General features: G+C 67.0%; 29 protein-coding genes. 14 read left to right on the forward strand and 15 right to left on the reverse strand.

The genetic code is table 11. The annotated features are described in order from the left end of the window. Positions 1 to 17 precede the first annotated feature (17 nt). From rimI to EGY25_RS08095, 6 genes are all read right to left on the reverse strand, one after another. Positions 18 to 461: a ribosomal protein S18-alanine N-acetyltransferase gene (gene rimI / locus EGY25_RS08070; protein ID WP_135194491.1), complete on the reverse strand. Its 444-nt coding sequence runs from the start codon at positions 459 to 461 to the stop codon at positions 18 to 20. Next, positions 458 to 1,138: a tRNA (adenosine(37)-N6)-threonylcarbamoyltransferase complex dimerization subunit type 1 TsaB gene (gene tsaB, locus EGY25_RS08075; RefSeq protein ID WP_135194492.1), complete on the reverse strand. Its 681-nt coding sequence runs from the start codon at positions 1,136 to 1,138 to the stop codon at positions 458 to 460. The genes rimI and tsaB overlap by 4 nt, the downstream gene beginning before the upstream one ends. Before the next feature lie 10 nt (positions 1,139 to 1,148). Beyond that, positions 1,149 to 1,478, reverse strand: coding sequence for a helix-turn-helix domain-containing protein (locus EGY25_RS08080; RefSeq protein WP_245159396.1), 330 nt, complete (start codon positions 1,476 to 1,478; stop codon positions 1,149 to 1,151). Positions 1,479 to 1,604: 126 nt separating this feature from the next. Next, positions 1,605 to 2,186, reverse strand: a complete 582-nt coding sequence (locus EGY25_RS08085) for a helix-turn-helix domain-containing protein (RefSeq protein ID WP_135194494.1) — start codon at positions 2,184 to 2,186, stop codon at positions 1,605 to 1,607. Between the two features lie 55 nt (positions 2,187 to 2,241). Next, positions 2,242 to 2,802, reverse strand: a complete 561-nt coding sequence (locus EGY25_RS08090; protein ID WP_135194495.1) for a NifU family protein — start codon at positions 2,800 to 2,802, stop codon at positions 2,242 to 2,244. Positions 2,803 to 2,851: 49 nt separating this feature from the next. Further along, the gene (locus EGY25_RS08095; protein WP_135194496.1) at positions 2,852 to 4,420 is read right to left on the reverse strand and encodes a helicase HerA-like domain-containing protein; all 1,569 of its coding nucleotides are present in this window, start codon (positions 4,418 to 4,420) and stop codon (positions 2,852 to 2,854) included. A 99-nt stretch (positions 4,421 to 4,519) separates the two neighbouring features. Between EGY25_RS08095 and EGY25_RS08100 the strand changes: the two genes are divergently transcribed. Continuing rightward, positions 4,520 to 5,659: an AI-2E family transporter gene (locus tag EGY25_RS08100; protein WP_135194497.1), complete on the forward strand. Its 1,140-nt coding sequence runs from the start codon at positions 4,520 to 4,522 to the stop codon at positions 5,657 to 5,659. On the opposite strand, the gene obgE is transcribed toward EGY25_RS08100, so the two are convergent. Beyond that, positions 5,660 to 6,706, reverse strand: a complete 1,047-nt coding sequence (obgE, locus tag EGY25_RS08105; protein ID WP_135194498.1) for a GTPase ObgE — start codon at positions 6,704 to 6,706, stop codon at positions 5,660 to 5,662. It abuts the gene before it with no gap. Between the two features lie 87 nt (positions 6,707 to 6,793). Between obgE and EGY25_RS08110 the strand changes: the two genes are divergently transcribed. Further along, the gene (locus EGY25_RS08110; protein ID WP_135194499.1) at positions 6,794 to 7,546 is read left to right on the forward strand and encodes a hypothetical protein; all 753 of its coding nucleotides are present in this window, start codon (positions 6,794 to 6,796) and stop codon (positions 7,544 to 7,546) included. Here the strand turns inward: EGY25_RS08110 and EGY25_RS08115 are convergent, their stop codons facing one another. From EGY25_RS08115 to EGY25_RS08135, 5 genes are all read right to left on the reverse strand, one after another. Continuing rightward, entirely contained in the window at positions 7,547 to 9,001 is a 1,455-nt protein-coding gene (locus EGY25_RS08115; RefSeq protein WP_135194500.1) for an NAD-dependent succinate-semialdehyde dehydrogenase, read from the reverse strand. A 95-nt stretch (positions 9,002 to 9,096) separates the two neighbouring features. Next, positions 9,097 to 9,234: an entericidin A/B family lipoprotein gene (locus EGY25_RS08120; protein ID WP_017505506.1), complete on the reverse strand. Its 138-nt coding sequence runs from the start codon at positions 9,232 to 9,234 to the stop codon at positions 9,097 to 9,099. A gap of 47 nt (positions 9,235 to 9,281) precedes the next feature. Then, entirely contained in the window at positions 9,282 to 10,985 is a 1,704-nt protein-coding gene (locus EGY25_RS08125; RefSeq protein ID WP_135195571.1) for a sensor histidine kinase, read from the reverse strand. 102 nt (positions 10,986 to 11,087) lie between these two features. Further along, the gene (locus tag EGY25_RS08130) at positions 11,088 to 11,699 is read right to left on the reverse strand and encodes a sigma-70 family RNA polymerase sigma factor (RefSeq protein ID WP_135194501.1); all 612 of its coding nucleotides are present in this window, start codon (positions 11,697 to 11,699) and stop codon (positions 11,088 to 11,090) included. Then, on the reverse strand, positions 11,696 to 11,899 hold the full coding sequence (locus EGY25_RS08135; protein WP_135194502.1) for a NepR family anti-sigma factor: 204 nt from the start codon (positions 11,897 to 11,899) through the stop codon (positions 11,696 to 11,698). Before EGY25_RS08135 ends, EGY25_RS08130 begins: the two co-directional genes overlap by 4 nt. 198 nt (positions 11,900 to 12,097) lie before the next feature. On the opposite strand from EGY25_RS08135, the gene EGY25_RS08140 reads away from it, so the two are divergent. From EGY25_RS08140 to EGY25_RS08150, 3 genes are all read left to right on the forward strand, one after another. Then, entirely contained in the window at positions 12,098 to 12,892 is a 795-nt protein-coding gene (locus EGY25_RS08140; RefSeq protein ID WP_135194503.1) for a response regulator, read from the forward strand. 309 nt (positions 12,893 to 13,201) lie between these two features. Next, entirely contained in the window at positions 13,202 to 14,233 is a 1,032-nt protein-coding gene (locus EGY25_RS08145; RefSeq protein WP_135194504.1) for an NADP-dependent oxidoreductase, read from the forward strand. A gap of 23 nt (positions 14,234 to 14,256) precedes the next feature. After that, on the forward strand, positions 14,257 to 14,664 hold the full coding sequence (locus EGY25_RS08150) for an acyl dehydratase (RefSeq protein ID WP_135194505.1): 408 nt from the start codon (positions 14,257 to 14,259) through the stop codon (positions 14,662 to 14,664). A 60-nt stretch (positions 14,665 to 14,724) separates the two neighbouring features. Here the strand turns inward: EGY25_RS08150 and EGY25_RS08155 are convergent, their stop codons facing one another. After that, a complete protein-coding gene (locus tag EGY25_RS08155) occupies positions 14,725 to 15,507 on the reverse strand; it encodes a SapC family protein (protein WP_135194506.1) in 783 nt (260 codons plus the stop codon). 127 nt (positions 15,508 to 15,634) lie between these two features. On the opposite strand from EGY25_RS08155, the gene EGY25_RS08160 reads away from it, so the two are divergent. From EGY25_RS08160 to EGY25_RS08190, 7 genes are all read left to right on the forward strand, one after another. Next, the gene (locus tag EGY25_RS08160) at positions 15,635 to 16,123 is read left to right on the forward strand and encodes a Fur family transcriptional regulator (protein ID WP_135194507.1); all 489 of its coding nucleotides are present in this window, start codon (positions 15,635 to 15,637) and stop codon (positions 16,121 to 16,123) included. 17 nt (positions 16,124 to 16,140) lie between these two features. Next, positions 16,141 to 17,028 carry an alpha/beta fold hydrolase gene (locus tag EGY25_RS08165; RefSeq protein WP_245159397.1) on the forward strand — a complete coding sequence of 296 codons (888 nt, stop codon included), beginning with the start codon at positions 16,141 to 16,143 and terminating at the stop codon, positions 17,026 to 17,028. A gap of 80 nt (positions 17,029 to 17,108) precedes the next feature. Then, entirely contained in the window at positions 17,109 to 17,774 is a 666-nt protein-coding gene (locus EGY25_RS08170; protein WP_167762516.1) for a nicotinate-nucleotide adenylyltransferase, read from the forward strand. A 144-nt stretch (positions 17,775 to 17,918) separates the two neighbouring features. Continuing rightward, positions 17,919 to 18,353, forward strand: coding sequence for a ribosome silencing factor (gene rsfS / locus EGY25_RS08175; protein ID WP_135194508.1), 435 nt, complete (start codon positions 17,919 to 17,921; stop codon positions 18,351 to 18,353). A 4-nt stretch (positions 18,354 to 18,357) separates the two neighbouring features. Then, positions 18,358 to 18,822 carry a 23S rRNA (pseudouridine(1915)-N(3))-methyltransferase RlmH gene (rlmH, locus tag EGY25_RS08180; protein ID WP_135194509.1) on the forward strand — a complete coding sequence of 155 codons (465 nt, stop codon included), beginning with the start codon at positions 18,358 to 18,360 and terminating at the stop codon, positions 18,820 to 18,822. Position 18,823: 1 nt separating this feature from the next. Then, positions 18,824 to 19,903 carry a murein hydrolase activator EnvC family protein gene (locus tag EGY25_RS08185; RefSeq protein WP_135194510.1) on the forward strand — a complete coding sequence of 360 codons (1,080 nt, stop codon included), beginning with the start codon at positions 18,824 to 18,826 and terminating at the stop codon, positions 19,901 to 19,903. A gap of 139 nt (positions 19,904 to 20,042) precedes the next feature. Beyond that, positions 20,043 to 21,419, forward strand: a complete 1,377-nt coding sequence (locus EGY25_RS08190) for a S41 family peptidase (protein ID WP_135194511.1) — start codon at positions 20,043 to 20,045, stop codon at positions 21,417 to 21,419. 48 nt (positions 21,420 to 21,467) lie between these two features. Here the strand turns inward: EGY25_RS08190 and EGY25_RS08195 are convergent, their stop codons facing one another. Together EGY25_RS08195 and EGY25_RS08200 are read right to left on the reverse strand one after the other, a co-directional pair. Then, entirely contained in the window at positions 21,468 to 22,640 is a 1,173-nt protein-coding gene (locus tag EGY25_RS08195) for a carboxynorspermidine decarboxylase (protein ID WP_135195574.1), read from the reverse strand. Positions 22,641 to 22,656: 16 nt separating this feature from the next. After that, positions 22,657 to 23,862 carry a saccharopine dehydrogenase family protein gene (locus tag EGY25_RS08200; protein WP_135194512.1) on the reverse strand — a complete coding sequence of 402 codons (1,206 nt, stop codon included), beginning with the start codon at positions 23,860 to 23,862 and terminating at the stop codon, positions 22,657 to 22,659. 394 nt (positions 23,863 to 24,256) lie between these two features. Here EGY25_RS08200 and ffh point away from each other — a divergent pair, with 394 nt between their 5' ends. Both ffh and rpsP read left to right on the forward strand, forming a co-directional pair. Then, on the forward strand, positions 24,257 to 25,798 hold the full coding sequence (ffh, locus tag EGY25_RS08205) for a signal recognition particle protein (RefSeq protein ID WP_135194513.1): 1,542 nt from the start codon (positions 24,257 to 24,259) through the stop codon (positions 25,796 to 25,798). Positions 25,799 to 25,822: 24 nt separating this feature from the next. Then, positions 25,823 to 26,377, forward strand: coding sequence for a 30S ribosomal protein S16 (rpsP, locus tag EGY25_RS08210; RefSeq protein WP_135194514.1), 555 nt, complete (start codon positions 25,823 to 25,825; stop codon positions 26,375 to 26,377). Positions 26,378 to 26,395: the final 18 nt, after the last annotated feature.

Here is a 26,395-nt window from a genome sequence, read left to right on the forward strand (position 1 = left end):
TAGGGGCTAGGATCGCATCAGGGAAGCGGCACGTTTGCCTGATCCACACAGAGATCGCGGCTCATCACCACAGCGTCCGTCCGCGACCCGTTGGCGGCCGCATAATAGGCCTTTCGACGGCCGATCTGAATGAATCCGGCGTGGTCATAAAGGGCGCGGGCGGAGGCGTTGTCCTCGGCGACTTCTAGGAACAGTCTTGTCGCCCCGGCTTGAGTAGCCGCCACGGCGCCCGTTTTCACAAGCCTCTTGCCGACCCCATGACGGCGTGCCGCAGGCACGACAGCCAAGGTCAGGATTTCCGCCTCGTCCAGTACGACGCGGATCAGGATGAAGCCGTCCGGTTCGACCGCCGTCAGGACGCCCGGCTGGGCCAGCAAGTCCGCGAATTCACTGTCCTTCCAAGGCGTCGAAAAAGCCTGCGCGTGCAGCTTGGCCAGCGCGTGCGGGTCAGGCGTGGTCATGACGCCGGTTGGCGCGGCTGGCCCGGCAGGCGGCTGGGCGGGGTGGCGTCGGGCGCGCGCAGATACAGCGGGCGGGGCGGATGCATCGCCGGATCGGCGGCGGCGGCGAGACGAGCCAGGGCTTCCGGCGACGGGGCGACGCGGTCGTCGATACGGGCGAACTTCAGGTCGGGGAAGGCTTCCGCCAGCACCGCTGCGCCATTGCCGATCAGGGCGACGTTGGAACCGATTTCGGCGACCCGTCGCGCTGCTTCATCCAGCGAAAGGGCTTCGTCCGGTCCAAGCGCTGAACCGTTCGTGAACAGCCGGGCGTAAACCTGACCCCGTCGGGCGTCGATCAGGGCCGCGACCGGCCCTGCAGCGTTATCAAGAGACGCGGCGAGGGCGTCCAGCGCGGAAATGCCGACCACGGGCCGATCCAGCGCCGCGCCCAGACCCTGAGCGAAGGCCAGGCCGACACGCAGGCCTGTGAACGACCCCGGTCCGACCGTGACGCCGACCCGGTCCAGGCTGTCGAAGCCGCCGCCGGCCTCCGCCATCACGTCGCGAACCAGTCCGCCGATCCGTTCCTGATGGCCCTTGGTCATCGGTTCAAACCGCACGGCCAGGGCAAGGCCGTCCTCGAACACCGCCGCCGTGCAGGCGCCAAGCGCCGTATCGATCACCAGAAGTCTCATGAGCGGCCTTCTAGGCCGCTCTGGCGAGAACCTCCACCAGTCGTGTCAGGGCTTGGCGTACGGCGCGGTCGTCGATGCGGGAAAAGCCGTCGGCCATGGCGCGTCCCTCGGCCGTCGCGGCCAGGGACCGGATCACCACAAGCTCAGGCGTGGCGCTCTCGTTCGGGCGATCCGGAAAGAAGGCTTCGACGGGAAGTCCCAACGCGATAGCCAGGCGATGCAGACGCGCCGCCGAAATGCGATTCTTTCCGCCTTCGTATTTCTGAAGTTGCTGGCAACTGACGCCGACCATCTCGCCAAGAACCGTTTGGGACAGTCCGAGCGCCGTGCGCCGCGCCATGATCCGTGCCCCGACCAGAACGTCCAGAGGCTCGACCGCGCGTGCCGTCTTGCGTGTTGTAGCGTCCGTTGTGTCCATAAGAGGAAAGTTTCACAACCTTACCGAGAGTGCAACGTTTTCGTTTCATCACTCCAGTCTGGCGATGACGGCGGACGTTCTCAGGATCAGGCGCCGCTCGATCGTCTCGACCTGGTCCAGCCCGCCCGCGCCCCGCACATGCATATGTTGGGCGTCCGCCTGCTCGAACAGCCGCACCCGCGTTGTCCCGTCCGTCATCTCGATCACGCAGCCCTGACCCTGGCGGGGCCACAGACCCGGTTCGCACTCCAGCACGACGCCCGGCTCGGCCCAGGGCGAAAGATCGGCGTTCAAAACCTCGATCCGGGTCCTGCGGGGGGAGCGGCCTTCGAAGGCGCGTCCCCGGCCTTCCACGCCCATGGGATCGGAGGCGGCCGTCGACCGTTCGGTCTGGCCGGACAGAAGCAAGGCCAGGGCGTCGGGACTGGAGTCGAGCGCGCCGGTCAGGCGGCGTTGCACGTCGGGCCGGAACAGGCCGGGGCGACGGCCGGATTCGTACAGGCCCCAACCCTGGCTGGTCATGTTGACTCGCGCGCCCGCCTCGGCCTGCGAGAGGCCGCGCTCGCGACGCAGGGCGGCGAGCGCCTCGCCGAGGCGGAGAACTTCAGGATCAGGAACGAAGCGTGGCACCAACTTAAGATGGCGCCCGACGACGAGTCTGGCGAGGACGAAACCGTTCTGTCGATCAGATCGTCTGCTCGACCCGCGTCACTTCCGGCACATAGTGGCGCATCATCTGCTCGACGCCCGCCTTCAGCGTCGCCGACGACGAGGGACAACCGGCGCAGGCGCCGCGCATCCGCAGGTTCAGTACCCCGGTCGATTCGTCGAAGGAGTCGAACAGGATGTCGCCGCCGTCCTGGGCCACGGCCGGGCGAATGCGGCTGTCCAGCAGGGCCTTGATCTCGGCGACGATCTCGCTGTCGTCCTCAGCATGGCCGTCGGTCTCGCCGCTCGCGCCGCGCGTCAGCGGCTGGCCCGAGACGAAATGATCCATGACGACGCCCAGGATCGGCGCCTTCATCTCCGACCACTCCGGCCCCTGGGGCTGGCGGGTGACCGACACATAGTCGGCGCCGAAGAAGACGCCGTCCACGCCTTCCAACTCGAACAGGGCCTCGGCGAGTGGGGAGGCCGTCGCCTCGTCGATGGTGCGGTATTCCAGCGCGGCGGCCGGCGAGACGTCGCGGCCGGGCAGGAACTTCAGCACGTTCGGATTGGGCGTGGGTTCGGTCTGGATGAACATGGGCGGGAGATGCGCTCGCCCCCGCCCCGTTGCAAGACCCCGCCCCAACCTAGCGCCGTTTCAGCCCGCCCAGGATGCCGCGCATCAGTTCACGGGTCAGGGTGGATCCGGCGGTGCGCAACACCGACTTGGTCAGGGCTTCCATCGGCGTCTGGCGGTTGGAGGCGCGGGCACGGGGAGCCGGGGCCGGACGGGGCGCGGCGCGGGCCTGCTCCCTGGCCCGTTCCTTTTGCGCCTTCTCGTCAGCCTTCGCCTGGATTTCGGCAGCCTTGGCGGCGTCGGCTTGGGCCTTCGCTTGAGCTTGGGCTTGCGCCTCGGCCTGGTCGGCGGCGCTGTGGCGGTTAGCCAGGATTTCGGCGGCGGATTCGCGATTCAGAACTTGATCGTACAGACCGCGCACCGGGCTAGCGGCCATAATCGCCGCGCGTTCGGCGTCGGTGGCGGGGCCCAGGCGCGAGGCGGGCGGGCGGATCTTGGTGCGGGCCACGATGGTCGGCGCGCCCTTTTCGTCCAGCACCGAGACCAGGGCTTCGCCCACGCCCAGACCCTGAATAGCCTCGGCCGTGTCGAAGGCGGCGTTGACGCGGAAGCTCTGCGATGCGGCCTTCAGCCCCTTCTGTTCGGACGGCGTATAGGCGCGAAGGGCGTGCTGGATGCGGTTGCCCAGCTGGGCCAGGACGCTGTCGGGAATGTCGGCCGGGTTCTGGGTCACGAAATAGACGCCGACGCCCTTGGACCGGATCAGGCGGACGACCTGTTCGACCTTTTCCAGCAGGGCGCGCGGGGCGTCGTTGAACAGCAGGTGAGCCTCGTCGAAGAAGAAGACCAGGCGCGGCTTTTCCGGGTCGCCCACCTCGGGAAGTTGCTCGAACAGTTCCGACAGCAGCCACAGCAGGAAGGCCGCATACAGGCGCGGGCTGTTCATCAGTCGGGTCGAATCCAGCACATTGACCTGGCCCCGTCCGTCCAGACCGACGCGGATCATGTCTTCCAGTTTCAGGGCCGGTTCGCCGAAGAAGGCGTCGCCGCCCTGTTGCTCGACCTGCAACAGGGCGCGCTGGATCGAGGCGATGGAGGCGGGGGCGACATTGCCGACCTCGCGCCCGATCCGCTCGGCGTTCTCGCCGACATAGACCAGCAGGCTGCGCAGATCGTCTAGATCGAGCAGCAGCAGGCCTTCCTTGTCCGCCACGTGGAAGACGACGGTCAGCACCCCCTCCTGCACGTCGTTCAGGTTCAGCATCCGCGCCATCAGCACCGGGCCGATCTCCGACACCGTCGTGCGGATCGGGTGTCCCTTCTGGCCGTACAGGTCCCAGAACACGGTCGGCGCGGCGCGCGGCGTCAGGGTCAGGCCCATTTCGGTCGCGCGGGCGATCAGTTTCTCGTTCGGGGTTCCGACCTGGGAAATGCCCGACAGGTCGCCCTTCACGTCGGCGCAGAAGACCGGCACCCCGGCGTCGGAAAACCCCTGGGCCATGATCTGCAATGTGACCGTCTTGCCCGTTCCGGTCGCGCCGGCGACGACGCCGTGGCGGTTGGCGCGGTTGAACAGCAGGCTTTCCGGCTGGTCGGCGTCGGACTGGCCGAGGAACAGGCCGGGCAGGGCGTCGGGCATTAAGTGTCTCCGATGGCGTCTCGACGAAAGGTCTAGCGCGTTCCAAACGCGCTCGGAACAGCGATTGACGCCGAAGCCGGGCGGTTCGACAACACAGACATGAAAAGCCCCGTCGCCATGCCGTCCTCGGCCGTGTCCCGCAACGCCCTGGGCATCATCGCCACGGTGGCGGCAGGAGCGGCCGTCTACTGGTTGCGGGACATCCTGACCCCGCTGGCCATGGCCATCTTCCTGCTGATCATGATCGACGGGGTGAAGCGTTCGGTCGAGGCGCGGACGCCGCTGAACAGCCGCATGGCCGGGATCGCGGCCCTGACCCTGGTGGTGCTGGCCTTCTTCGCCTCGATCGCCATTATCGTGAACGGCGCGGCCGGCTTCTTCGGCGAGGCGTCGGGCGTGTCCCAGAACATCGGCCCGCGCATCGATCAGATCATTCGCGACGTCTATGGCGTCGTGCGGCTGGCCAATCCGCCGACGGCCCAGGATCTGATCAACGGCGTCGACGTGCGCGGTTATCTGACGTCGCTGGCCTTCCAGGTGCAGGGCATCGCTTCGGGCGCCTTTTTCGTCCTGATCTATCTGGGCTTTCTCCTGGCCTCCCAGATCGGGTTCCGGCGCAAGATCATCGCCATGTTCCCGTCCGAGGCCCAGCGCGACGAGGCCGTGGCGGTGTTCCAGCGTGTGCGCGGCGGGGTCGAGGGCTATATCTGGGTGCAGTCGGTGACAGGGGCGATGATCTGCGTCGTGGCCTGGATCCTGATGCGGGCCGTCGGGCTTCAGAACGCCGAGTTCTGGACCTTCGTCATCTTCATCGTCGGCTTCATTCCCGTGCTGGGCGGTGCGGTCGCAGGTCTGGCGCCGCCGCTGTTCGCCCTGGTCCAGTTCGAAAGCTACTGGCCGGCGGCGGTGCTGCTGGTGGGCCTGCAGGTCATCCTGTTCGTCGTCGGCAACTTCATCCAGCCGCGCATGCAGGGCGACAACCAGAACATCGACCCGGTCGTGGTGCTGCTGGCCCTGGCCTTCTGGGGCAAGATGTGGGGCGTGGTCGGCATGTTCCTGTCCACGCCGCTGGCGGTCATGGCCATGGCGATCCTGGCCGAGTTCCAGGGCTCGCGCTGGATGGCGATCCTGCTGTCCGGCGACGGCGAGCCCTATGCGGATGAGACCCAGAAGACCGCAGCGGCGAAACCGAGCCGACGCAAGCCCCGGCCCAAGCCGGAAACTGCGCCGGAAGTCTGATCAGGGCTGCCAGCCGCTGGTCTGGTCTGCGTCGCTGTCGCCGGCCAGTGCGCCGCGCGTCTTCTTCACCTCGGCCCAGGCGGCGCGGAGCAGGGCGGGGACGCCCTCGCCCGACACGCCGGACACCAGCATGGGCCGACGACCGGCGACGGCCTCCAGTTCGGCGGCCTTCTCCTCGCGCGCCTCGGGCGTCAGCGCGTCGATCTTGTTCAGGGCCAGGATTTCGGCCTTGTCGGCTAGGCCCTCGCCATAGGCCTCCAGTTCGCCGCGAATGATCCGGTAGGCCTCGGCCACATCGTCCTGCGTGCCGTCGATCAGGTGGATCAGGCTGGCCGAGCGTTCGACGTGGCCCAGGAAGCGCGTGCCCAGGCCTGCGCCCTCGCTGGCGCCCTCGATCAGGCCGGGAATGTCGGCGATGACGAACCGCTCGGACGGTGACAGGTCCACCATGCCCAGGTTCGGCGCCAGGGTGGTGAAGGGATAGTCGGCGATCTTGGGCTTGGCGGCGCTGGCGGCCGACAGGAAGGTCGACTTGCCCGCGTTCGGCAGGCCCGCCAGACCTATGTCGGCGATCAGCTTCAGGCGCAGCCAGATCCAGCGTTCCTGGCCCTCCTGGCCGGGATTGGCGTAGGTCGGCGCCTGGTTGGTCGGCCCCTTGAAGCGCACATTGCCCCAGCCGCCGTTGCCGCCCTTCAGCAGCAGTTCCATCTTGCCGGGCGTGTCCATGTCCAGCAGGACGGTTTCCTTGTCCTCGTCCAGCACCTGGGTGCCGACCGGCACCTTCAGATGCACGTCCTCGCCCTTGCCGCCGTGCATCTGGCGGCCCTGGCCGTGGTGGCCGGTCTGGGCCTTGAAGTGCTGCTGGTAGCGATAGTCGATCAGGGTGTTCAGCCCATCGACGGACTCGATCCAGACGTCGCCGCCGCGCCCGCCGTCGCCGCCGTCGGGGCCGCCGTTGGGAATGAATTTCTCGCGTCGAAAAGACACGGAGCCCGCGCCGCCGTTACCGGAGCGGATATAGATCTTGGCCTGGTCGAGGAACTTCATCGCGGGCTTATGCCAAAAGACGGCGGCGAGGGCGAGGCGCCGCGTAGTTCATAGGTCATTAAGCGGCGCGATCCAGTCTCTTCGCCCATGAACGTCTCGTCCGCCAGCGCCATGGTCAATGTCCTGAACGAGGGCCGCGTCCAGCGCGAGAAGGCGGCGGACGAGCGATCGGCCGCCCGGCTGCGCGACGCCAAGTCAGCGGTGGCGACGCTGAAACAGATGAATACCGACGCCTCGGATCAGAAGAAGGCCGCCGCCAAACAGCGGGTGGATCAGCTCAAGGCTCGGCTGCAGATGCTGAAGATGAGCAGTCCCGTCGATCCCAAGGTGCTGGCCCAGCTGGCGCGCGAACTGAAATCGGCGGTCAGCAGCTATGCAGGCGCGGGCGGGTCCGCCGGCGATCTAGGCGTGACGGCGACAGCCACCGCCTCGACCCCGTCGGCCGATACGGGTGCGGCTCAGGCCGAGTCAGGTGCCGATGCGGGTGCGGCCCAATCGGTTGCGACGGGTGTCGAGACGGAACAGGCGGGCGACCCTCAACAGGATGCGGCCGGATCGCCTGACAATCCTTACCAGCGCATGGCGCAAGACGCCGAGATCAAGCTGGCCGATGCGTCACGGCGCGGCGCGGCCAGCCAGGCTGACAGGGACTTCCTGACCGACGTTCGCGGCCTGACCAATCAGATCAAAGCCCTGGCCAAACAGGCGACCGCTTCAAAGGCCGATCCGGTCGAACGGCGGGACGCAGAGGCGGCGGAAAAGGCCGCCGCCGATGCGCTCAAGACCATCGAGGATGCAGGCAAGGACTTGCGCGTCGGCGGGATTTTCCTGACGGTCTGATCACCGCAGCGCCAGGGTCACCGTCTTGATGTCCACATATTCGTCGATGCCGTGGATCGAACCCTCGCGGCCATAGCCGGACTGTTTGACCCCGCCGAAGGGCGCGACGGCGGTCGAGATCAGGCCCGTATTGACCCCGCACATGCCGGCCTCGATCCGACGGGAAAAGCGCATGGCGCGGTCCAGATCGCGGGTGAACAGATAGGAGGCGAGTCCATAGTCGCTGGCGTTGGCCTTCTCCAGAACCTCGTCCTCTGTATCGAAGGCGAAGACTGGGATCATCGGGCCGAACGTCTCTTCCTCGCGGAACAGTTCGTCGTTCCCGCCCAGGGTCACGGTTGGCTGGAAGAAACGGCCACCCAGTTCATGGCGCGATCCGCCGGTCAGGACCCGGCCGCCGTCGGCCTTGATCGCCGCGACGTGTTTCTCGACCTTGTCGATGGCCTTGTCCTCGATCAGCGGCCCGACCTTCACACCCTCGTCGAAGGCGGCGCCGACCACGATCTTCGCCACCTCGGCGGCCAGTTTTTCGGCATAGGCGTCGGCGACCGAGCGCTCCACGTAAACGCGGTTAGGACAGACGCAGGTCTGGCCCGAGTTCCTGAACTTGCCCTTGATGGTTTCGGCGACGGCCAGATCCAGGTCCGCGTCGGCGAAGACGATCAGGGGGGCGGCGCCGCCTAGCTCCATCGACACGCGCTTCAACGTCGGGGCGCACTGTTCCGCCAGCTTGCGGCCCACGCCGGTCGAGCCGGTGAAGGACAGTTTGCGGATTTCGGGACTGTCGGTCAGGACCTTGCCGATGCTCGCGGCGTCGCCGGTCACGATGGACAGCACGCCCTTGGGCAGGCCTGCCTCATAGGACAGTTCGGCCAGGGCGATGGCGGTGAAGGGGGTCTGGCTGGCCGGCTTGACCACGGCGGTGCAACCTGCGGCGAAGGCGGGCCCCAGCTTGCGGGTCAGCATGGCGGCGGGGAAGTTCCATGGCGTGATCAGGGCGCACGGCCCGACCGCCTCGCGATAGGTCAGGATCAGATGGCCCAGCGGACTGTCCTGGGTTTCGCCGATCAGTCGCTCGGCCTGGCCCGCGAACCATTTCAGGAAGCCGTTGGCATAGGTGACCTCGCCCTTGGCCTCCTCGAAAGGCTTGCCGTTCTCCAGCGCCATCAGGGCGCCCAGCCCCTCGACGTTGTCGTCGATCAGCGCGGCCCATTTGCGCAGGAAAGCGGCGCGCTCATGAGGATCGGAACGGGACCAGGTCTTGAAGGTCTCGGCCGCCGCTGCGATCGCCTGCTCCGTTTCAGCGGCGCCCAGGTCGGGCACATGGCCGATGATCTCGCCCGTCGCGGGATCGTCGACGGCGATGCCGCCGCCGTTCGCCGGGATTGGCTTTCCGGCGATCAGGGCGTGCTGGCGCAGCAGCGCAAGGCCGGCGTCGCGGGCGGTCTGGTTCACGGGAAACTCCTGTCGCGGTCCTGAAACGAACAAGGCCCCGACGATGCGGGGCCTTGCAAGTCCGACGATGCAGCCGGGGCTGCGGTCGCCGTCGATTAGTTTTTGGCGTCTTGGGCGGCGCCGGTGACGGCTTGGCCAGCGGCTTGGGTGTCGCGGCCCACGCCTTCGACGGTGTTGCAGGCGGCGGTGGTCAGGGCGGCGGCGGCGGCGACCAGAACGAAAATCTTGCGCATGAGGAAACTCCGAAGGTTAGCCGGGGTGAAACTCCGCCGGTCTTGCTTCATAAACGCGACGCCACGGCTCCAGTTCCGTTGCTGGACGCCTTGTCCGCCGGATCGACCGGCGCCAAGGCCTCGGGCGTGGCGAAGGTCATGCGGGCGATGGTGCCGCCGCCGGGGGGGGTGTCGAATTCGGTCTCGCCTCGCAGCTGTTTGGCGAAGGCGCTCATCAGGGTGCGACCCACGCCGACCTCAGCCCCGGCCTGGGCGCCGGGTCCGTCGTCCTCGACTTCAAGCACGGACGTTTCGCCCTGGACGCGGAAGCGGACCTTCAACTTGCCGCCGCTGCCGGCGAATGCGTGCTTCTGGGCGTTCGTCACCGCCTCGACCAGCCACAGCGCCAAGGGCGCCAGCTTGTCGGGATCGACGTGAAGCGAATCCGCATCGACCGAACTGATGACGACCGGGCCGCGGGTGGCCTCGCTGGCGACTAACTGCCCCACCAGTTCGTTGAGGAACTCACGCGCATCGGCATGGCGGATGTCGTTGCTCTGGTAGAGGGTGCGATAGATCAGGGCCAGGGCCGAGATGCGCTGACGCGTATCGCCCAGCGCCGCCTTGGCCGGGGCGTCGGTCAGGGCGCGCTGCTGCATCGACAGCAGCGACGAGATGATCTGCAGATTGTTCTTCACCCGGTGGTGGATCTCGCGCATCAGCGCGTCCTTCTCCGCCAGGGCGTCGGTCAGCTCCCGATCTCGAACCGTGATGGCCTCGGCCATTTCGTCCAGGGTGCGGGCCATGGTGCGGATCTCGGCCGGGGCGTTCATCGCCTGTAGGGGGCGCACCGAAAACCGTCCGCGCGCATAGATGGCTGCGACCCGTTCCAGATAGTCCAGCCAGCGAATGAAGATGCGTTCGGACAGCAGCATCACCGCCGCGAACGCCGTCAGCCAGGCGCCCAAGGGCAGCAGCAGCGTCCCGATCGGATTGAGCCGCGCCCATGACAGCAGGCCGGGCGCCGGAGCCGACAGCAGGGCGTAGAGGTCGCCGCCCGCCAGCGCCGCGCCGGCATAGTCGCGGCGATGGTTCTGAGCGTCCTTGGCCTCGAATACCGCCGAGCCCTGCTCGCGCGCACGGCCGACCCATCCGGCGATGTCGTCGCCGTCGGCCAGCTTGAAGACATCGGGATCGCTTGCGGTCAGGATACGCCCGGCGCCGTCGGTCAACGCCGCCTCGGCGCCCGAGGGCAGGGCGGGGTCCGCGATATCGGGTTGCAGTGCGGACAGGGGGATGACGGCGACCATGGCCCCGTCGAACCGGCCCATCGGCCGCTCGGCGCGCGTGGCGACGATCAGCGCGCCTTGATAGCCTGCGCCGTCAGGCGCGCGCACGACGACCAGTTCCTCGCCGTTGCGCAGACGCTGGAACCATGTGGCCTGTGCGGCGGGCGCCACGCCGGAACGCAACCCGTCCGTACGCCCCGAGGCGCACACGGCCTCGCCGGTCGGGCTGATGCGATAGAGGCCTTCGTAGCCTTCCAGCCGTCCGACGAGGGCGGTCAGGCGCGGCGCGCAATAGGGGCCGAGCGCATCGGGGCTGAGCGCGCGCAGCAGGACCTGGGCGCTGTCCAGCTGTGCCTTGGCGCTGGAGGCGCTGCGTTCGGCCGCCAACTGCAGATCGACCTGGCGGTCTTCGGCCTGACGGCGAAAATCCGCCTGGGTCTGGATCAGGCTGAGGACGAAGATCGGCAGCAGGGCCATGGCCATGGCCGCGCCCAGCCGAAAGCGGATGCCCTGAAACCGGTCCGTATTCCACGTGCGACCGAGGCGCGGCCTTGAGGCGTCTCTGGTCGTCTTATTCACCGCAGGTCAGCTCCGGGCGCCGGCCAGCCTGTCGGCCTCGCCCAAGATGGAGCGCATGGCGTCGCCTGCCGCCTTGCCGTCGCGGCCATAGCCGCCTTTTTCCAGCGTGGCTGCAAGCGCGCGGCGCGCCCGGCTGACCCGGCTCTTGACCGTGCCGACCGCGCAGCCGCAGATCTCGGCCGCTTCTTCGTAGGCGAAGCCGCCGGCGCCGACCAGGATCAGCGCCTCGCGCTGTTCTTCGGGCAGGGTCTTCAGGGCCTGACGCAGTTCGTCCAAGGCGACCGGCGCCTCGGGATCGTCCACGGCGACCAGGGTCCGCTCGGCGGCTTCCTGATCCAACTGCGACTGACGCCACGAACGGCGCTTCTCGGAATAGAACTGGTTGCGCAGGATCATGAAGGTCCATGCCTTCATGTTCGTGCCCATCTGATAGGAGGCGCGAGCGTCCCACGCCTTCATCATGGCGTCCTGCGCCAGGTCGTCGGCAGCGGTCGGATCACCGGTCAGGGTGCGGGCGAAGGCGCGCAGATGCGGAATCAACACCACCAGTTCGCGCTTGAAGCCTTCGTCGTCAGCCGACGCGGGCTTGGGGGCGGCCCCCAGGCGAGACGTACTCATGCGGCGCCATCCGCAGCCTTCGCATCGGCGCGTTTCAGGATGTCGAGAAACTCGTCGGGAACGGGCTCGTTGACGACCTCGTCGAACATATGCCGCAGCTTCACGCCGATGGCCTGCTGGCGAAGCCGAGCTTCTTCAAGCCCCGCCTCCCCCTTCGTATCGGCGCCTTTCGGGCGCGAGGAGTCGGTAGAATCAATCATAGACAGAGTACGCCCACCCAACGTTCATCGCGGAGATGCCCGCCGATAACGTCATCCCCACGCGAGGGTTCCTAGGCCGCATCAATTTTAAGCTCAAGCTTCATCGAAACTTCGGAACCGTGGTGCGTATGATACGTTCAGACCCGCTGTATCGCTTTCCCTTGCCGGGACGGCGAAGATTTGTCGGGGACTATCTGAATGAGCCTTCTGGCCAGACTTGCGCCGCACCTGCCTTATGTGCGCCGTTACGCCCGTGCGTTGACCGGCGACCAATCCACCGGGGACAACTACGTCCGCGTCGCGCTAGAAGCCCTGGCGGCCGGCGAACAGCAGCTGTCGGCCGACATGACGCCGCGCGTGGCCCTGTATCACGTGTTCCACGCCATCTGGTCCTCGACCGGCGCCCAGCTTGAGACCGGCACGCTGGAGACGACGGGAACCGACGCATCGCAGCGTCTCCTGCGTATCGCGCCGCGCTCGCGCCAGGCCTTCCTGCTGACCGCGCTCGAAGGGTTCACGCCTTCGGAAGCCGCCCAGATCCTGTCCGCCGACCCGCGCGACGTCGAACGCCTGATTGCCGACGCCCAGTCCGACATCGACGCCGAACTGGCGACCGACGTGCTGGTGATCGAGGACGAGGCCATCATCTCGGCCGACATCCAGAGCCTGGTCAAGGAACTGGGTCACCGCGTCACCGGCACAGCCACGACGCATGACGAAGCCATCGACGCTGTCGCCCGTCACAAGCCGGGTCTGGTGCTGGCCGACATCCAGTTGGCCGATGGTTCGTCGGGCATCGATGCGGTCAAGGACATCCTGAAGACCATGGACGTGCCGGTGATCTTCATCACCGCCTTCCCGGAACGCCTCCTGACCGGCGAGCGGCCCGAGCCCACCTTCCTGATCACCAAGCCGTTCCAGCCGGAAACGGTGAAGGCGGCGATCAGCCAGGCGCTGTTCTTCCATCCTTCGCGTCAGAAGGAAGCGGCGTAAGGCCGCAGCCCGCCTTTCAGACGACAAAGAGGCCCCGTTCGCATCCGCAACGGGGCCTTTTCTTTTGCGCCGACAGGAAAAGTCGCAACCCCCGGGAACCGGTGTTCCGCCTTGTCGTTATCGGCATGCGGAGGCGGCGACGCCCCCCGACTTGATCAGCGATAGCCGATCATGCCGCCTCCGCGCCTCATTCTCGATGATGCCACTTCAAAGCGGTCCGCAAGGGCCGCTTTTTTCTTTGCCATGGCTCGACCGCCGGGCCCGCCGGGGCCAAGGTGGTGGTCAAAGAAAACGCACGGAGAGACGCGTATGGCTTCGGCAAGTGGCAAGACGAACCGTCAATGGGTGCTGCGCCAGCGCCCTAAGGGCCTGATCCAGGCCGGCGACCTCGAACTGGTCGAAACCGCCATCCCCGATCTGAAGGAAAACGAGGTGCTGGTCCGCACCGTCTATCTGTCGCTGGACCCGACCAACCGGACCTGGATGAACGATTCCGAAGGCTATCTGCCGCCGGTGGGCCTGGGCGAGGTCATGCGCGGCCTGACACTGGGCGTGGTCGAGGCGTCGCGGTCCAGCCGCTTCAAGTCCGGCGACGTGGTCATGCCGACCTCGGGCGGCTGGGCCGACTACGCCGTTGTGCCTGAAGGCGGCCTGCGCCCCGTCCACCGCGCGCCGGGCCTGCCGCTGACGGCCAATATGTCGGTCCTCGGCATGACCGGCCTGACCGCCTATTTCGGCGTCACCGACGTGCTGAAAGCCAAGGAAGGCGAGACCATCGTCATCTCGGCGGCGGCGGGCGCCGTCGGCTCCATCGCCGGCCAGGTGGCCAAGCAGCGCGGATGCCGCGTCATCGGCATCGCCGGCGGGCCTGAGAAATGCGCCTGGCTGACGGACGAACTCGGGTTCGACGCCGCCATCGACTACAAGAACGAGGATGTCGGCGAGGCGCTGGACCGTCTGGCCCCGGACGGCGTCGACCTGAACTTCGAGAACGTCGGCGGCGACATCATGATCGCCGTGTTCAACCGGCTGAAGGTTCACGGTCGCATGGCGGTCTGCGGCCTGGTGTCCTCCTACAATGCGACCAAGGCGCCGCCGTCGCCGAACTTCGCGCGCATCATCACCCACCGTCTTCAGGTCCAGGGCTTCCTGGTTCTGGACTATGCCCCGCGCGCCCGCGAGATGGTCGCCGAGATGGGGCCGTGGCTGGCGGACGGTCGGGTGAAGTGGAAAGTTCACGTCGATGACGGCCTGGACGGCGCGGTGGATTCGCTGAATCGCTTGTTCACCGGCGATCACGACGGCAAGCTGCTGGTTCGCGTTTCCGAAGAACCCGCCTGAAGCCGATACGGAAAGTCCCGCCCATGAGCGATCCGCTGCACGTCCATTTCGAAGACCTGGAAGTGGGTCAGGTCGTGCCGTTGGGGGCCTGCGCCGTCGATCAGGCGGCGCTGGACGTCTTCATCGAGCGGTTCTCGCCGGGGTGGGACGTCGCCTACGGCGCGCCGGACGCCATGGTCTATGTGCTGTGGAGCCGGCTGGCGGCCGACAAGTCCGGCGGCTGGGCCCAGACCAAGGTCCTGGCCGTCGATGGCCTGCGCTACATGCGCAATCCGCCCGCCGGCGAACTGCTGCGCGGGCGGATGACGGTGATGGGCAAGGACCCGGTCGGCGACGAAAAAGGCATCGTCATCGCCTCGCACGACCTACTGGACGAGTCCGGCAGGCTGGTCTTCTCGTGCCTGACGCGCGCCCTGTTCTCGCGTCGCTGAAACGAAAAACGCCCCGTCGGCTAACCGGCGGGGCGTCTGTCAGTCTGTAAAGGCCGGGGCTTAGTTGACCGAAGTCGGAGCCTGCGCCTGGCGCATGACGGCCAGGGCGATGAGGCGATCCCAACCGACCAGCGACACCAGGTGGGCGTAGATCTGGCCCAGGGCGCCGTTGTCGCGCAGTTCGACCAGCTTCTCGGCCGGCAGGGCGCGCAGCTTGTCTTCCGACACCGCATAGTATTCGGCCAGCTTTTGGGGCTGACCCGGCGTGCCGTCGGGGTTGCGCGGCGTGAAGTGGGCCTCGCGGATGTCCAGCAGGTCAAGCTCGTTGATCAGCGTCATGAAGCCTTCGGTGCGCAGGCGCTCCTGCTCGAAGTTGTTGCAGAACTCCATCGCCATATTGGTGTAGTCGCTGGGCTGGCCATCGACGAACAGCGGGTTCTGGCCGCCCTCGGCGACGATCGAAGCGCCGCGGTCGATGCACAGGATCAGGCGCTGGTTCTGCTTGTCGTCGGCGAAGACGAACGGATAGCGGCGCACATAGGCTGGCACATAGGCGTCGGCGCGGAACTCGCCGTCGTCGGCGACGAACAGGTTTTCGTTCGCGCGCAGACCCATCACGGCGACCGGCTGGCGGTTCTCGCCGGTGAAGATGATCGGATAGGACAAGGCGGCGGCCGAGAATTCGGTCACCGTCAGCGGCACGACATTGGTCTGGGCCACGAAGGCGTAGGGCTTGTCGGTCGGGTTGACGCCCAGACCGCCGTGGATGCTCTGATCGAGCGGCTCGGGGTTGGTGTAGAAGAGGACGTTGCCTTCGAGCGGCGAGTTGTTCGTGTCGGTCATGAAGCGAGGACGCCCTGGTTGGAGATAGTTGGAGATAGGAGGCGCGCCTTCTAGCCCAACCCCGTCTCAGCGGCAAACCCGCGATGCTTCAGTTGCGATAGAGGCTGCCAGCCATTAGCTGTGGCGCATGGGTTCCGCCTGCGATCACGATCACGACCATTCCGGCCTGAACGGCGGCGCGCTGGATCGCGCCCTGGCGGCGGCCGAGGCGCGCGCGGTCCAGCGGGGCGAGCGGATGACCGCCCAGCGCCGCCGGGTTCTGGCCCTGCTGCTGGAAACGGGCGAGCCGGTGAAGGCCTATGACCTGATCGCGCGCTTCGGCGAGGACGGGCAGGCGGCAAAGCCGCCGACGGTCTATCGCGCGCTGGAGTTCCTGGAGCGGCTGGGTATGGCCCACCGCATCGCCTCGATCAGCGCCTATGTCGCCTGCACCGACGACGGCGACGCCGCCCATGCCGCCGCCTTCCTGATCTGCGACTGCTGCGGCGCGACACGCGAGGTCAGCGGCCCGGACCAGAGCGCCATGAACGCCGCCGCCGCCGCCGCCGGATACGCTATCGCCCGCACGACGATCGAGGCGCACGGCCGTTGCGCCGCGTGCCGCGAGGCGGCTTGAGCATGGATGCGGCGCTGATGTCTCCTCCTCGCCGCCTGTCCGTCCCCATCGACAACCGCTGGGGCGCCGGCGAGATGGCGGTGCTGGATTTCGGCGATCCAAAGCGTCCGGTCGATCTGATCTTCAGCCACGCCAACGGCTTCAACGCCGCCACCTATCGCAGCCTGCTGTCGCCGTTGTCGGCCTCCTTACGCATCTGGGCGCCCGATCTGCGCGGGCACGGCCGCTCGACCCTGCCGGTCTTCACCCGACCCAAGACCAGTTGGCTGGATCATCGCGACGATCTTCTGGCCCTGCTGAAAGCCATCGACGGCCCGCCGGTTGTGATGGCCGGCCATTCGATGGGCGGCACGTCGTCGCTGATGGCGGCCGCCGTGCAGCCGGATCGCGTGTCCAGCCTGGTGTTGTTCGATCCGGTGATCTGGAAACGGTCGGCCGTTTTCGCCTTCAACCTGCCCTTCGCCCATCGGCTGATGGGCGCGATCCCGATCGCCAAGGCGACGCTGCGTCGCCGTAGCCAGTTCGATAGCCGCGAGCAGGCCATGGCCGCCTATCGCGGGCGCGGCGCTTTCAAGGGTTGGCCCGACATGGTTCTGGCCGACTATTTGTCGGAAGGCCTGAGTGAGCAAAAGGGCGAGGGGGAGGGCGGCTTGAACCTGACCGCCACGCCGGCCTGGGAGGCCGCCAACTATTCGGCCCAGGCGCATGATCCTTGGCGGGCCCTGCGTCGCTATCCTGGGCCGGTGCGCATCCTGAAGGCCGAACACGGCGCCCTCACCCATGTGCCGGTCGCGCCTCGCGGTCTGCCCAACGTCACGGTCGAGGTCGTGCCCGGCGGCGGACACCTGTTCCCCATGACCCACGCCGACATCGCCCGCGACGCCCTGTTCGACGCCGCCGTCTGAAACGATTTCTGTAGGCTGAACAAACACCCGCGCTATAAGGGCGCCGCTGAGCAAAACTCCCTCGCCGCCCGAGACGCCGCTTGTCCTTCTTCCACGCCGGTCCCGCGCCCAAAGGCGCCGGCCCCCGATCCGGGGCGCTGCGCGATGGCCTGACCCTGGCGCCGGGCATGAAGGTCGGCCTGTTCGGCGGCTCCTTCAATCCGGCCCACGACGGCCACGCCCATGTCGCCGAGACCGCCATGCGTCGGCTGGACCTGGACCGCGTCGTCTGGCTGGTCTCGCCCCAGAACCCCTTGAAAGACGCTCGCCACAGCGCGCCGCTGGACGAGCGTATGGCCTCGGCGCGCCAGCACGCGCGCGGTCCCTCGATGATCGTCTCGGACTTCGAGACCCGTGCCGGCGTCGCCTGGACCGTGGACACCCTGCGCCTGTTGGTCGCGCGGCATCCTGGCGTGCATTTCGTCTGGTTGATGGGATCTGACAATCTGGCCAACTTCCATCGCTGGAGAGGCTGGACTGACATCATGCGCCTGATGCCCGTGGCGGTGATCGCCCGGCCCGGTTCGCTGCTGGACAGCCGCACGGCGCCGGCCGCCGCCCGTTTCGCCGGTTTCCGCATTCCGGCCCAACAGGCCGGCCTCTTGCCCACGCTTGAAGCGCCCGCCTGGACTTATCTGACGGCGCCGCTCAATCCCCTCTCCTCGACCGCGATCAGGACCTCGGCGGGGCGACGCGCGGTCTCGTGATCGCCCGATGATTCGGGCGCCGGTTCACGTTGCGGCCCATCCGTGCTAGAGGGCTTCTTTAGTCATCGCTCCCGGAGCTTTCCGCTGACCCCCTCGCCCGCGTATGATACGCAAGACGCCGCCGTCTCGAATACGGCGCACGAGATGGACCCTATCGAACCTCTCCATACCGAAGATGAATCTGATTTCGACGCCGCGCCGCGCGGTTTCGACGATTCCGCTCCCCGTCCCGTCGGCTCCACGCCGCTCGAAGAAGCCATTCTGAGCCGCCTCGACGAGGACAAGGCCCAGGACATGGTCCTGATCGACCTCAAGGGCAAAAGCGCCATGGCCGACACCATGATCGTGGCGTCCGGGCGTTCGCACCGTCATGTCGGCGCCATCGCCGACCACCTGTTGCGCACGCTGAAGGAAAACGGTCTGGGCAAGGCCAAGGTCGAGGGCCTGCCGCACTGCGACTGGGTCCTGATCGACGCCGGCGACGTGATCGTGCACCTGTTCCGCCCGGAAGTGCGCACCTTCTACAATATCGAGAAGATCTGGGCCGTCGATTCCGCCCACCGCATGGTCCGCGACTAAGACCGTGAAGCTGAGCATCGTCGCCATCGGCCGACCGGGCCGGGGGCCTGAGGCGACGCTCGCCGACGACTACGCCAAGCGCGCCACCCTGTCGGGACGCGCGCTTGGCCTCGGTCCCCTCGAACTGATCGACCTTGAAGCCCGCAAGCCGGGCAAGGCGCCGGAGGCCGAGCTGATCCTCGCCGCCGCGGAAGGATCGCACCTGATCGCCTGCGACGAACGCGGCAGGACCTATTCCTCGCGCGCCTTCGCGGACCATATCGCCAAGCTGCGCGATCAGGGCGAACGCCGCCTGGTCTTCGCCATCGGCGGGGCGGACGGACTGGACGAGAGCGTGCGTGCGGCTGCGTCCTCGACCCTGGCCTTCGGTCCCCAGACATGGCCCCACGCCCTAGCGCGCGCCATGCTGGCGGAACAACTGTATCGGGCCGTGACCATACTGGCCGGATCGCCCTATCATCGCGACTGACATGCGTCGCGCCATTCCCCTATCGCTGGCCCTGCTGACGGGTTTCGTCTGCGCCGTCCCGGCGATGAGCCGTCAGGCGCCCGAAAGCGAGCTGTCGCGCATCCAGGCCGAATATCGCGACGAGACGGTGCGGGCGCGCCGCCTGCGCGCCGACGCCGACGCCGCCAAGTCCGAACTGGCCCAGCTGGAGCGCCGTCTGGCCTCGCTGCGCGCCGACGAGCAGACGGACGACCGCCAGATCGACGATCAGCGCGCCCGCCTGCAGCAACTGACCGAACGCGAGGCCGAACTGGTCACTGACCTGGCCCGCGAACGCGGCGCCCAGGGGCGTCTGCTCAGCGCCCTTCAGATGATGAGCCGCCGTCCGCCGCCGCCGCTGCTGGTGCCGGCCGACAAGGCCATCGACACGGTGCGCGCCTCCATCCTGCTCAAGGCCATGACGCCGGACCTGGAAAACCGCGCCAAGGCCCTGGGCACCCGCCAGGCCGAGATCATGCGCATCCGCCGCCTCGCCGTCCTGTCCTCCGAGCGGCTGCTGACGACAGAGAGCGAACAGGGCGACCGACGAGGCGAGATCGAGGGTCTGACGTCGCGCAAGACCGCCCTGACCGCCGTCCTGAACGCCGAGGCCCGCGCCGCCGAACGCGCCTCCGTCGTGCTGGAACGCCGTATCCGCGAACTGGGCGGGGCCGTGCCGGCTACCCAGGCGGCGGAAACCCCTACGGCCCGCCTGCCCGCCGGCCGCGCCCGCCTCAGTTCGCCCATCCGCGGCGCGCCCAGCCAGACCTGGGGCGCGGGAACCTCCGGCTGGCGCTGGCGCGCCGACCGGGCGGCCGTGACGGCTCCTGCCGACGCCAAGGTCGCCTATGCCGGGCCTCTGACGGGGTGGGGCAATGTGGTGGTGCTGGACCTCGGCCCCGGCTGGCGCGCGGTCATCGCCGGCCTGGACAGCGTGGATGTGGGATCGGACGCCCGCGTGTCGGACGGTCAGACCCTGGGCCACAGCGGCCCGGACGGCGACATCTATTTCGAGCTGCGACGCGACGAACGGCCCATCGATCCGGAGCCGTGGTTGCAGTGAACCTGCAATAGTCCTTTGCATTCTCGTCTGACGCTGATTTTATCGGCGCAACGCTGCGTCGCCACGATTTGGTCGTGTCTGCACCGCCTTACCCTTCCCACGGGCGCCTTGAATGATCGGCCCGACCGAAAGAGACCGAATGCGTAAACTGCTCCTCGTCGGCTGCGCCGCACTGGTGCTCGGCGGATCCGCCGCTGCTGTCAGCAGCCAGACCCCCCGCAACGAAACCTTCCGCATGCTGGAGCTGTTCGGCGATGTGGTCGGCATCGTCGAGCAGGCCTATGTCGTGCCGGTCGACAACAAGAAGCTGATCGAGGCCGCGCTGGCCGGAATGATGACGGCGCTGGACCCGCACTCCAACTATCTGCCGCCCTCCAACTACGACGAGCTGCGCGAGCGCACCGAGGGCCAGTATTCGGGCGTCGGCCTGACCATCAGCGCCGACGGCGGCATGGTGAAGGTCATCTCGCCGATGGACGACAGCCCCGCCGCCAAGGCCGGCGTCCAGGCAGGCGACGTCATCTCGTCGATCGAGGGCCAGAACGCGGCCGGCCTGACCGTCAGCCAGGTGTCCGAAAAGCTGCGCGGCGAGGTCGGCACCAGCGTCAAGGTGACCTTCCTGCGCGACGGCGAGGACCCGCTGGAGGTCGTCCTGACCCGCGAGGTCATCAAGGTCCAGTCGGTCACCGGCCGGGTCGAGGGCGACTTCGGCTATCTGCGCGTCTCGACCTTCAACGAGAACACAGGCCGCGAACTGAACGAGGCCATCGCCAAGATCAAGGCCGAGAAGCCGGGCGTGAAGGGCTATGTGCTTGATCTGCGCAACAATGGCGGTGGTTTGCTGAACGCCGCCATCGACGTGTCCGACGCCTTCCTGGAACGCGGCGAGATCGTCAGTCAGCGCGGTCGCAAGCCCGAGCAGATTCAGCGCTATTCCGCCAAGCCCGGCGACATCACCGGCGGCCTGCCCCTGGTCGTGCTGGTCAACTACGGTTCGGCCTCGGCGTCCGAGATCGTCGCCGGCGCCCTGAAGGATCATCAGCGCGCGACCGTCGTCGGCCTGACCAGCTTCGGCAAGGGCTCGGTCCAGACGGTGATCCCGCTGCGCCAGGGCCAGGACGGCGCCGTGTCCATCACGACCGCGCGCTACTACACGCCGTCGGGCGCCTCGATCCAGAAAATCGGCATCGAACCGGACCTGGAGGTCGCCCGTTCGGAAGCCGAGGCCCGCATCGTCTCGCGTTCCAGCTTCATCTATTCCGAAGCCGCCTACGCCACGGCGCTGGACGCCTCCATCGGCGCCGAGCGCAAGGGTCCGCACACGCCGCGTGAAGCCCCCGGCGAGAGCTTCGACAAGGAAAAGGACTATCAGCTGGAACGGGCGCTGGACGTGCTGCGCGCCGGCGGCGACCTGACGAAACTGTCGGCTGCGCCCGAAGGCGTCGTCGTCACAGAGCCGGGCTCCGAGCCTAAGCCCGACGCCGAGCCGGCGGCGGACGAATCTAAGGAAGAATAGGACAGGGAAGGGCGGCGAGAGCCGCCCTTTTTCTTACGATCGGGCCGATCAGGACAGGCGGTCGCGGAACTCGGAATAATCGAACTCGCGCACCAGCTTCAGCGCATCCGTCTCGCTGTTCCACAGGGCGATGGCCGGAAGGGGCACCCCATTGAAGGTGTTGGTCTTCACCATCGAATAGTGGGCCTGGTCCAGAAATGCGATCCGCGTACCCGCCGTCGGCGCCGTCTCGAAGACGTAGTCGCCGATGATGTCGCCCGCCAGGCACGACGGCCCGCCCAGGCGATAGGTCATGCCCGTCTCGCCCTCGTTCAGCATGGCCGGACGATAGGGCGCCTCGATAACATCGGGCATGTGGCAGGTCGCGGAGATGTCGGTGATGGCGATCGCAATGCCGTTGTCGAAGGTGTCCAGCACCTCGCCGATCAGTATGCCGGCGTCCAGCGCCACGGCCTCGCCCGGCTCGATATAGACCTCAAGCCCATGCGTCTCGCCCAGCCGGCGCAGGAAGGTGGCCAGGTCGTCGCGTCTGTAATCGGCCCGCGTGACATGGTGCCCGCCGCCCAGATTGATCCATTTCAGCGGCCTCAGCAGCGGCGCCAGCGTCGGCTCCACCGCCGCCCAGATCCGCTCCAACGGCTCGAACCCCTGTTCGCACAGGGCATGGATATGCAGGCCGTCGACGCCGTGCAGATGTTCGGGCTTCAGCTGCGATACCGGGAACCCCAGACGCGATCCGAACTGGCACGGATCGTATTTGGCGACCTCGGCCTCGGAATGTTCGGGGTTCAGCCTCAGGCCGATGTCGAACGTCTCGCCTTCGGCGCGGGCCGTGGCGATTACATCGGCGAAGCGGGCGATCTGGTCGGGGGCGTTGAAGATGACCGTGTCCGACAGACGCAGGATTTCGGGCAGGTCCGCCGGCTTGTAGGCGGGCGAATAGGTGGTCAGGTGCCCCTTGTAGAATTCCCGCGCCAGCCGCGCCTCCCACAGGCCCGAGGCGCAGACGCCGTCGAGGTATTCCCCGACGACGTCGGCCAGCGACCACATGGAAAAGGCCTTCAGGGCCAGCAGAACCCGCGCGTTCCCGCGCGTCCCTACGTCCTTCAGTATGGACAGGTTGCGACGCACCGCCGCCTCGTCCACCACGAAGGCGGGCGAGGAGACGCGGTTCAGATCGAACCGGGCGAAGGCGCCCGGTCCGCCGGCTTGGGTCTGCATGGCCATGGTCTGAGCCTTAGAAGTCGAGAGGGGCGTCCAGGTCCTGAACCTTCCACGGCAGGCCGTGCTTGTTCAGCATGTCCATGAAGGGATCGGGGTCCAGCTGTTCCATGTTGAACACGCCCGCGCCCTTCCACTGGCCGGTCAGCATCAGGGCCGCGCCGATCATGGCGGGCACGCCGGTGGTGTAGCTGACGGCCTGGTTGCCGGTCTCGGCATAGGCTTCCTGGTGATCGCAGATGTTTTTGACGTAGACCGTCTTCTTGACCCCGTCCTTCACGCCGGTGGCGATGGTGCCGATATTGGTCTTGCCCTTGGTGATCGGACCCAGCGACGACGGTTCCGGCAGCAGGGCTTTCAGGAACTCGATCGGAATGATCTCGCGGCCCTGGAACATCATCGGCTCGATCGAGGTCATGCCGATGTTTTCCAGCACTTCGAGGTGCTTCAGATAGCTGTCGCCGAAGGTCATCCAGAAGCGGATGCGCTTGATCTCGGGGTAGAATTTCGCCAGCGATTCCAGCTCCTCATGGTACATGAGGTACATGTTCTTCTGACCCACGCCCTCGAAGTCGAAGACCTGTTTGTGGCTCAGAGCCGGGCCCTCGACCCACTGGCCGTTTTCCCAGTGACGCGACGGGGCGGTGACTTCGCGCAGGTTGATCTCGGGGTTGAAGTTGGTCGCGAACGGCAGGCCCGTGTCGCCGCCGTTGCAGTCCAGGATGTCCAGCGTCTCGATGGAATCCAGCAGGTGCTTCTTGGTGTAGGTCGCGAAGACCGAGGTCACGCCGGGGTCGAAGCCCGAACCCAGCAGCGCCATCAGACCGGCTTTCTCGAACCGCTCCTGATAGGCCCACTGCCACTTGTATTCGAACTTGGCCTCGTCGCGCGGCTCGTAGTTGGCGGTGTCGAGATAGTTCACGCCGGCCGCCAGACAGGCGTCCATGATGGCCAGGTCCTGGTAGGGCAGGGCCAGGTTCACGACCAGGGCCGGCTGCACCTGTTTGATCAGGGCCGTGGTCGCCGCCACGTCGTCGGCGTCGATCTTGGCCGTGTCGATGGTGACGCCAAAACGCGACTTCACGGATTCGGCGATGGCGTCGCACTTGGACTTGGTGCGGCTCGCCAGGGTGATATGGGAGAAGATGTCCGCATTCATCGCCATCTTGTGGACGGCCACCGAACTGACGCCGCCCGCGCCGATAACCAGCACCTTGCTCATGCGTGCTTCTCCTGAAGTCAAAAACGTTGGCGACATCGCCGCCCCTATAAAGGGCGGGGCTCTTAGCACGATGATGACAATCCGCTAAATCCCACGGCGAACATTGGCTTTATAGCCGTGATCGACTCGCTCCGGTTGCCTTTGTCGGGGTTTTCCGCCATAAGCCGCCGCTTCCGACGCAAGTGAACCTCGCGTCTCCACCCACACGACAGCTCTTTTTGTCGTGCTACCGCGCTCCGCGCTGCTTGAGCACAGCCCTTTCGGGCTCAAGTAGGCCGCAAGGCCGATAGCCCACGAAAAGAGAACGAGGTGGGCGAGAACCCTCTGCCGACGTGATCGTCGCCAGAGGCCGTTGTCGTATGGAGCCGTTTCACCCGTCGCCACGAGGTAGTGAATGTTCGAGGCTCTGAACGAGCGGCTGACAGGCGTCTTCGACCGGATCACCGGTCGCGGCGCCCTGTCCGAAAAGGACGTCGCCGAGGCGATGCGCGAAGTGCGCGTGGCCCTGCTTGAGGCCGACGTAGCCCTGCCCGTCGTCAAGGAATTCATCGCCTTCGCCACCGAGCGCGCCACAGGCGAAGAGGTCATCCGTTCGGTCCGCCCCGCCGACCAGGTGGTCAAGATCGTCTATGACGGCCTGATCGAGATGCTGGGCGGCGAAGAGCCGGTCCCCCTCAACACCAACGCCAGCCCGCCCGCCGTGGTGCTGATGGCCGGCCTGCAGGGCTCAGGCAAGACCACGACCTCGGCCAAGCTGGCGCTGCGCCTGACCAAGTTCGATCGCAAGAAGGTCATGATGGCCTCGCTGGACACGCGTCGTCCGGCCGCGATGGAACAACTGGCCCAGCTGGGCAAACAGATCGACGTCGCCGTCTTGCCGATCGTGGCGGGCGAGAGCGCGGTCCAGATCACGCGCCGGGCGCTGCAGTCGGCCAAGCTTCAGGGCTTCGACGTTCTGATCCTCGACACCGCCGGCCGCATCACCCTGGACGAGGGGCTGATGAACGAGGTGGCCGAGGTCGCCGACATCGCCAAACCCATCGAGACCCTGCTGGTCGCCGACAGCCTGACCGGCCAGGACGCGGTGCGCACCGCCGCCGCCTTCCACGCCCGCCTGCCCCTGACCGGCCTGGTCCTGACCCGCGCCGACGGCGATGGTCGCGGCGGCGCCATGCTGTCGATGCGCGCCGTCACCGGCCTGCCGATCAAATATCTGGGCGCCGGCGAAAAGGTCGATGCGCTGGACGTGTTCGACGCTCGTCGCGTCGCCGGCCGCATCCTGGGCCAGGGCGATATCGTCGCCCTGGTCGAGAAGGCGTCGCAGGACCTGGACCAGGCCAAGGCCGAGAAGATGGCCCGCAAACTGGCCAAGGGTCAGTTCGACCTGGACGACCTGGCCGGCCAGCTTCAGCAGATGAAGCGGATGGGCGGGCTTCAGGGCATCATGGGCATGCTGCCCGGCGTGGCCAAGATGAAGGGCCAGATGGCCGAAAGCGGCATCGACGACCGCATGATCCTGCGCCAGGAAGCCATCATCTCATCGATGACCAAGGCCGAGCGCAAGAAGCCGGATCTGCTGAACGCCAGCCGCAAGAAGCGCATCGCGGCCGGCGCCGGCGTCGATGTGCAGGACGTGAACCGGGTTCTGAAACAGCACCGCCAGATGGCCGATGTGGTCAAGTCGATGGCGCGCGGCGGACCCAAGAAGATGCAGCAGATGGCCGCCATGCTGGGCGGCCTCGGCGGTGGCGGCGGCATCCCCGGAATGGGGGGCGGCGGCCCCGATCTGAACCGATTGAAGGCCCTGGGCGGCGGCAAGACGCCGGAAGCCAGCGCCGACGAACTGAAAGCCATCCAGGACCGGCTCGCCGGATTGGGTGGCGGACAACTTCCGGGAGGCCTGCCTGGCCTTCCGGGCTTCCCTCCCAAGAAATAACGATTACCTGGAAAGAGACCTGAAATGCTGAAGATTCGTCTGGCCCGCGGCGGCGCCAAGAAGCGCCCCTACTATCACATCGTCGTCGCCGACTCGCACTCGCCGCGCGACGGCAAGTTCATCGAGAAGGTCGGCAGCTACAACCCGATGCTGCCCAAGGACGGCGCCACCCCCCGCGTCGCCCTGAAGGTCGAGCGTATCGCCGAATGGCTCGGCAAGGGCGCCCAGCCGACCGACCGCGTCGCGCGCTTCCTGTCGCAGGACGAGACCCTGGGCCAGAAGGTCAAGTGGACCCAGTCGAACAACCCGAACAAGGCCCAGCCCGGCAAGAAGGCGCAAGAGCGCGCCGCCGAACGCGCCCAGCGCGAAGCCGACCGCCTGGAAGCCGAAGCCGCCGCCAAGGTCGAGGCCGCTGAAGCCGCTGCGCGCGCCAAGGAAGAAGCCGCCGCTGCTGCCGCCGCTCCGGCTGTCGAAGAAGCCCCGGCCGAAGAAGCGCCTGCTGCTGAAGCCGCCGCTGAAGAGGCCCCCGCTGCAGAAGTGGCTGCTGAAGAAACGACTGAAGAAAAGGCCGAAGGCTAAGCCTTTCGGTTTGACGAT

The organism is Brevundimonas intermedia (assembly GCF_004614235.1).
Classification (GTDB): Bacteria; Pseudomonadota; Alphaproteobacteria; order Caulobacterales; family Caulobacteraceae; genus Brevundimonas; species Brevundimonas intermedia_A.

Bases quoted from the DNA above. Each gene is read 5' to 3' on its own strand.
- EGY25_RS08135 (WP_135194502.1), bottom strand. From the start codon at position 11,899: ATGATTGATTCTACCGACTCCTCGCGCCCGAAAGGCGCCGATACGAAG.
- EGY25_RS08080 (WP_245159396.1), bottom strand. From the start codon at position 1,478: ATGGCGCGGCGCACGGCGCTCGGACTGTCCCAAACGGTTCTTGGCGAG.
- EGY25_RS08100 (WP_135194497.1), top strand. From the start codon at position 4,520: ATGAAAAGCCCCGTCGCCATGCCGTCCTCGGCCGTGTCCCGCAACGCC.
- EGY25_RS08130 (WP_135194501.1), bottom strand. From the start codon at position 11,699: ATGAGTACGTCTCGCCTGGGGGCCGCCCCCAAGCCCGCGTCGGCTGAC.
- EGY25_RS08200 (WP_135194512.1), bottom strand. From the start codon at position 23,862: ATGAGCAAGGTGCTGGTTATCGGCGCGGGCGGCGTCAGTTCGGTGGCC.
- EGY25_RS08165 (WP_245159397.1), top strand. From the start codon at position 16,141: ATGTCTCCTCCTCGCCGCCTGTCCGTCCCCATCGACAACCGCTGGGGC.
- EGY25_RS08195 (WP_135195574.1), bottom strand. From the start codon at position 22,640: ATGCAGACCCAAGCCGGCGGACCGGGCGCCTTCGCCCGGTTCGATCTG.
- EGY25_RS08125 (WP_135195571.1), bottom strand. From the start codon at position 10,985: ATGGCCATGGCCCTGCTGCCGATCTTCGTCCTCAGCCTGATCCAGACC.
- EGY25_RS08140 (WP_135194503.1), top strand. From the start codon at position 12,098: ATGAGCCTTCTGGCCAGACTTGCGCCGCACCTGCCTTATGTGCGCCGT.
- ffh (WP_135194513.1), top strand. From the start codon at position 24,257: ATGTTCGAGGCTCTGAACGAGCGGCTGACAGGCGTCTTCGACCGGATC.
- EGY25_RS08160 (WP_135194507.1), top strand. From the start codon at position 15,635: ATGGGTTCCGCCTGCGATCACGATCACGACCATTCCGGCCTGAACGGC.
- EGY25_RS08185 (WP_135194510.1), top strand. From the start codon at position 18,824: ATGCGTCGCGCCATTCCCCTATCGCTGGCCCTGCTGACGGGTTTCGTC.
- EGY25_RS08145 (WP_135194504.1), top strand. From the start codon at position 13,202: ATGGCTTCGGCAAGTGGCAAGACGAACCGTCAATGGGTGCTGCGCCAG.
- rimI (WP_135194491.1), bottom strand. From the start codon at position 461: ATGACCACGCCTGACCCGCACGCGCTGGCCAAGCTGCACGCGCAGGCT.
- EGY25_RS08155 (WP_135194506.1), bottom strand. From the start codon at position 15,507: ATGACCGACACGAACAACTCGCCGCTCGAAGGCAACGTCCTCTTCTAC.
- obgE (WP_135194498.1), bottom strand. From the start codon at position 6,706: ATGAAGTTCCTCGACCAGGCCAAGATCTATATCCGCTCCGGTAACGGC.
- rsfS (WP_135194508.1), top strand. From the start codon at position 17,919: ATGGACCCTATCGAACCTCTCCATACCGAAGATGAATCTGATTTCGAC.
- tsaB (WP_135194492.1), bottom strand. From the start codon at position 1,138: ATGAGACTTCTGGTGATCGATACGGCGCTTGGCGCCTGCACGGCGGCG.
- EGY25_RS08190 (WP_135194511.1), top strand. From the start codon at position 20,043: ATGCGTAAACTGCTCCTCGTCGGCTGCGCCGCACTGGTGCTCGGCGGA.
- EGY25_RS08150 (WP_135194505.1), top strand. From the start codon at position 14,257: ATGAGCGATCCGCTGCACGTCCATTTCGAAGACCTGGAAGTGGGTCAG.
- EGY25_RS08110 (WP_135194499.1), top strand. From the start codon at position 6,794: ATGAACGTCTCGTCCGCCAGCGCCATGGTCAATGTCCTGAACGAGGGC.
- EGY25_RS08095 (WP_135194496.1), bottom strand. From the start codon at position 4,420: ATGCCCGACGCCCTGCCCGGCCTGTTCCTCGGCCAGTCCGACGCCGAC.
- EGY25_RS08090 (WP_135194495.1), bottom strand. From the start codon at position 2,802: ATGTTCATCCAGACCGAACCCACGCCCAATCCGAACGTGCTGAAGTTC.
- EGY25_RS08120 (WP_017505506.1), bottom strand. From the start codon at position 9,234: ATGCGCAAGATTTTCGTTCTGGTCGCCGCCGCCGCCGCCCTGACCACC.
- rpsP (WP_135194514.1), top strand. From the start codon at position 25,823: ATGCTGAAGATTCGTCTGGCCCGCGGCGGCGCCAAGAAGCGCCCCTAC.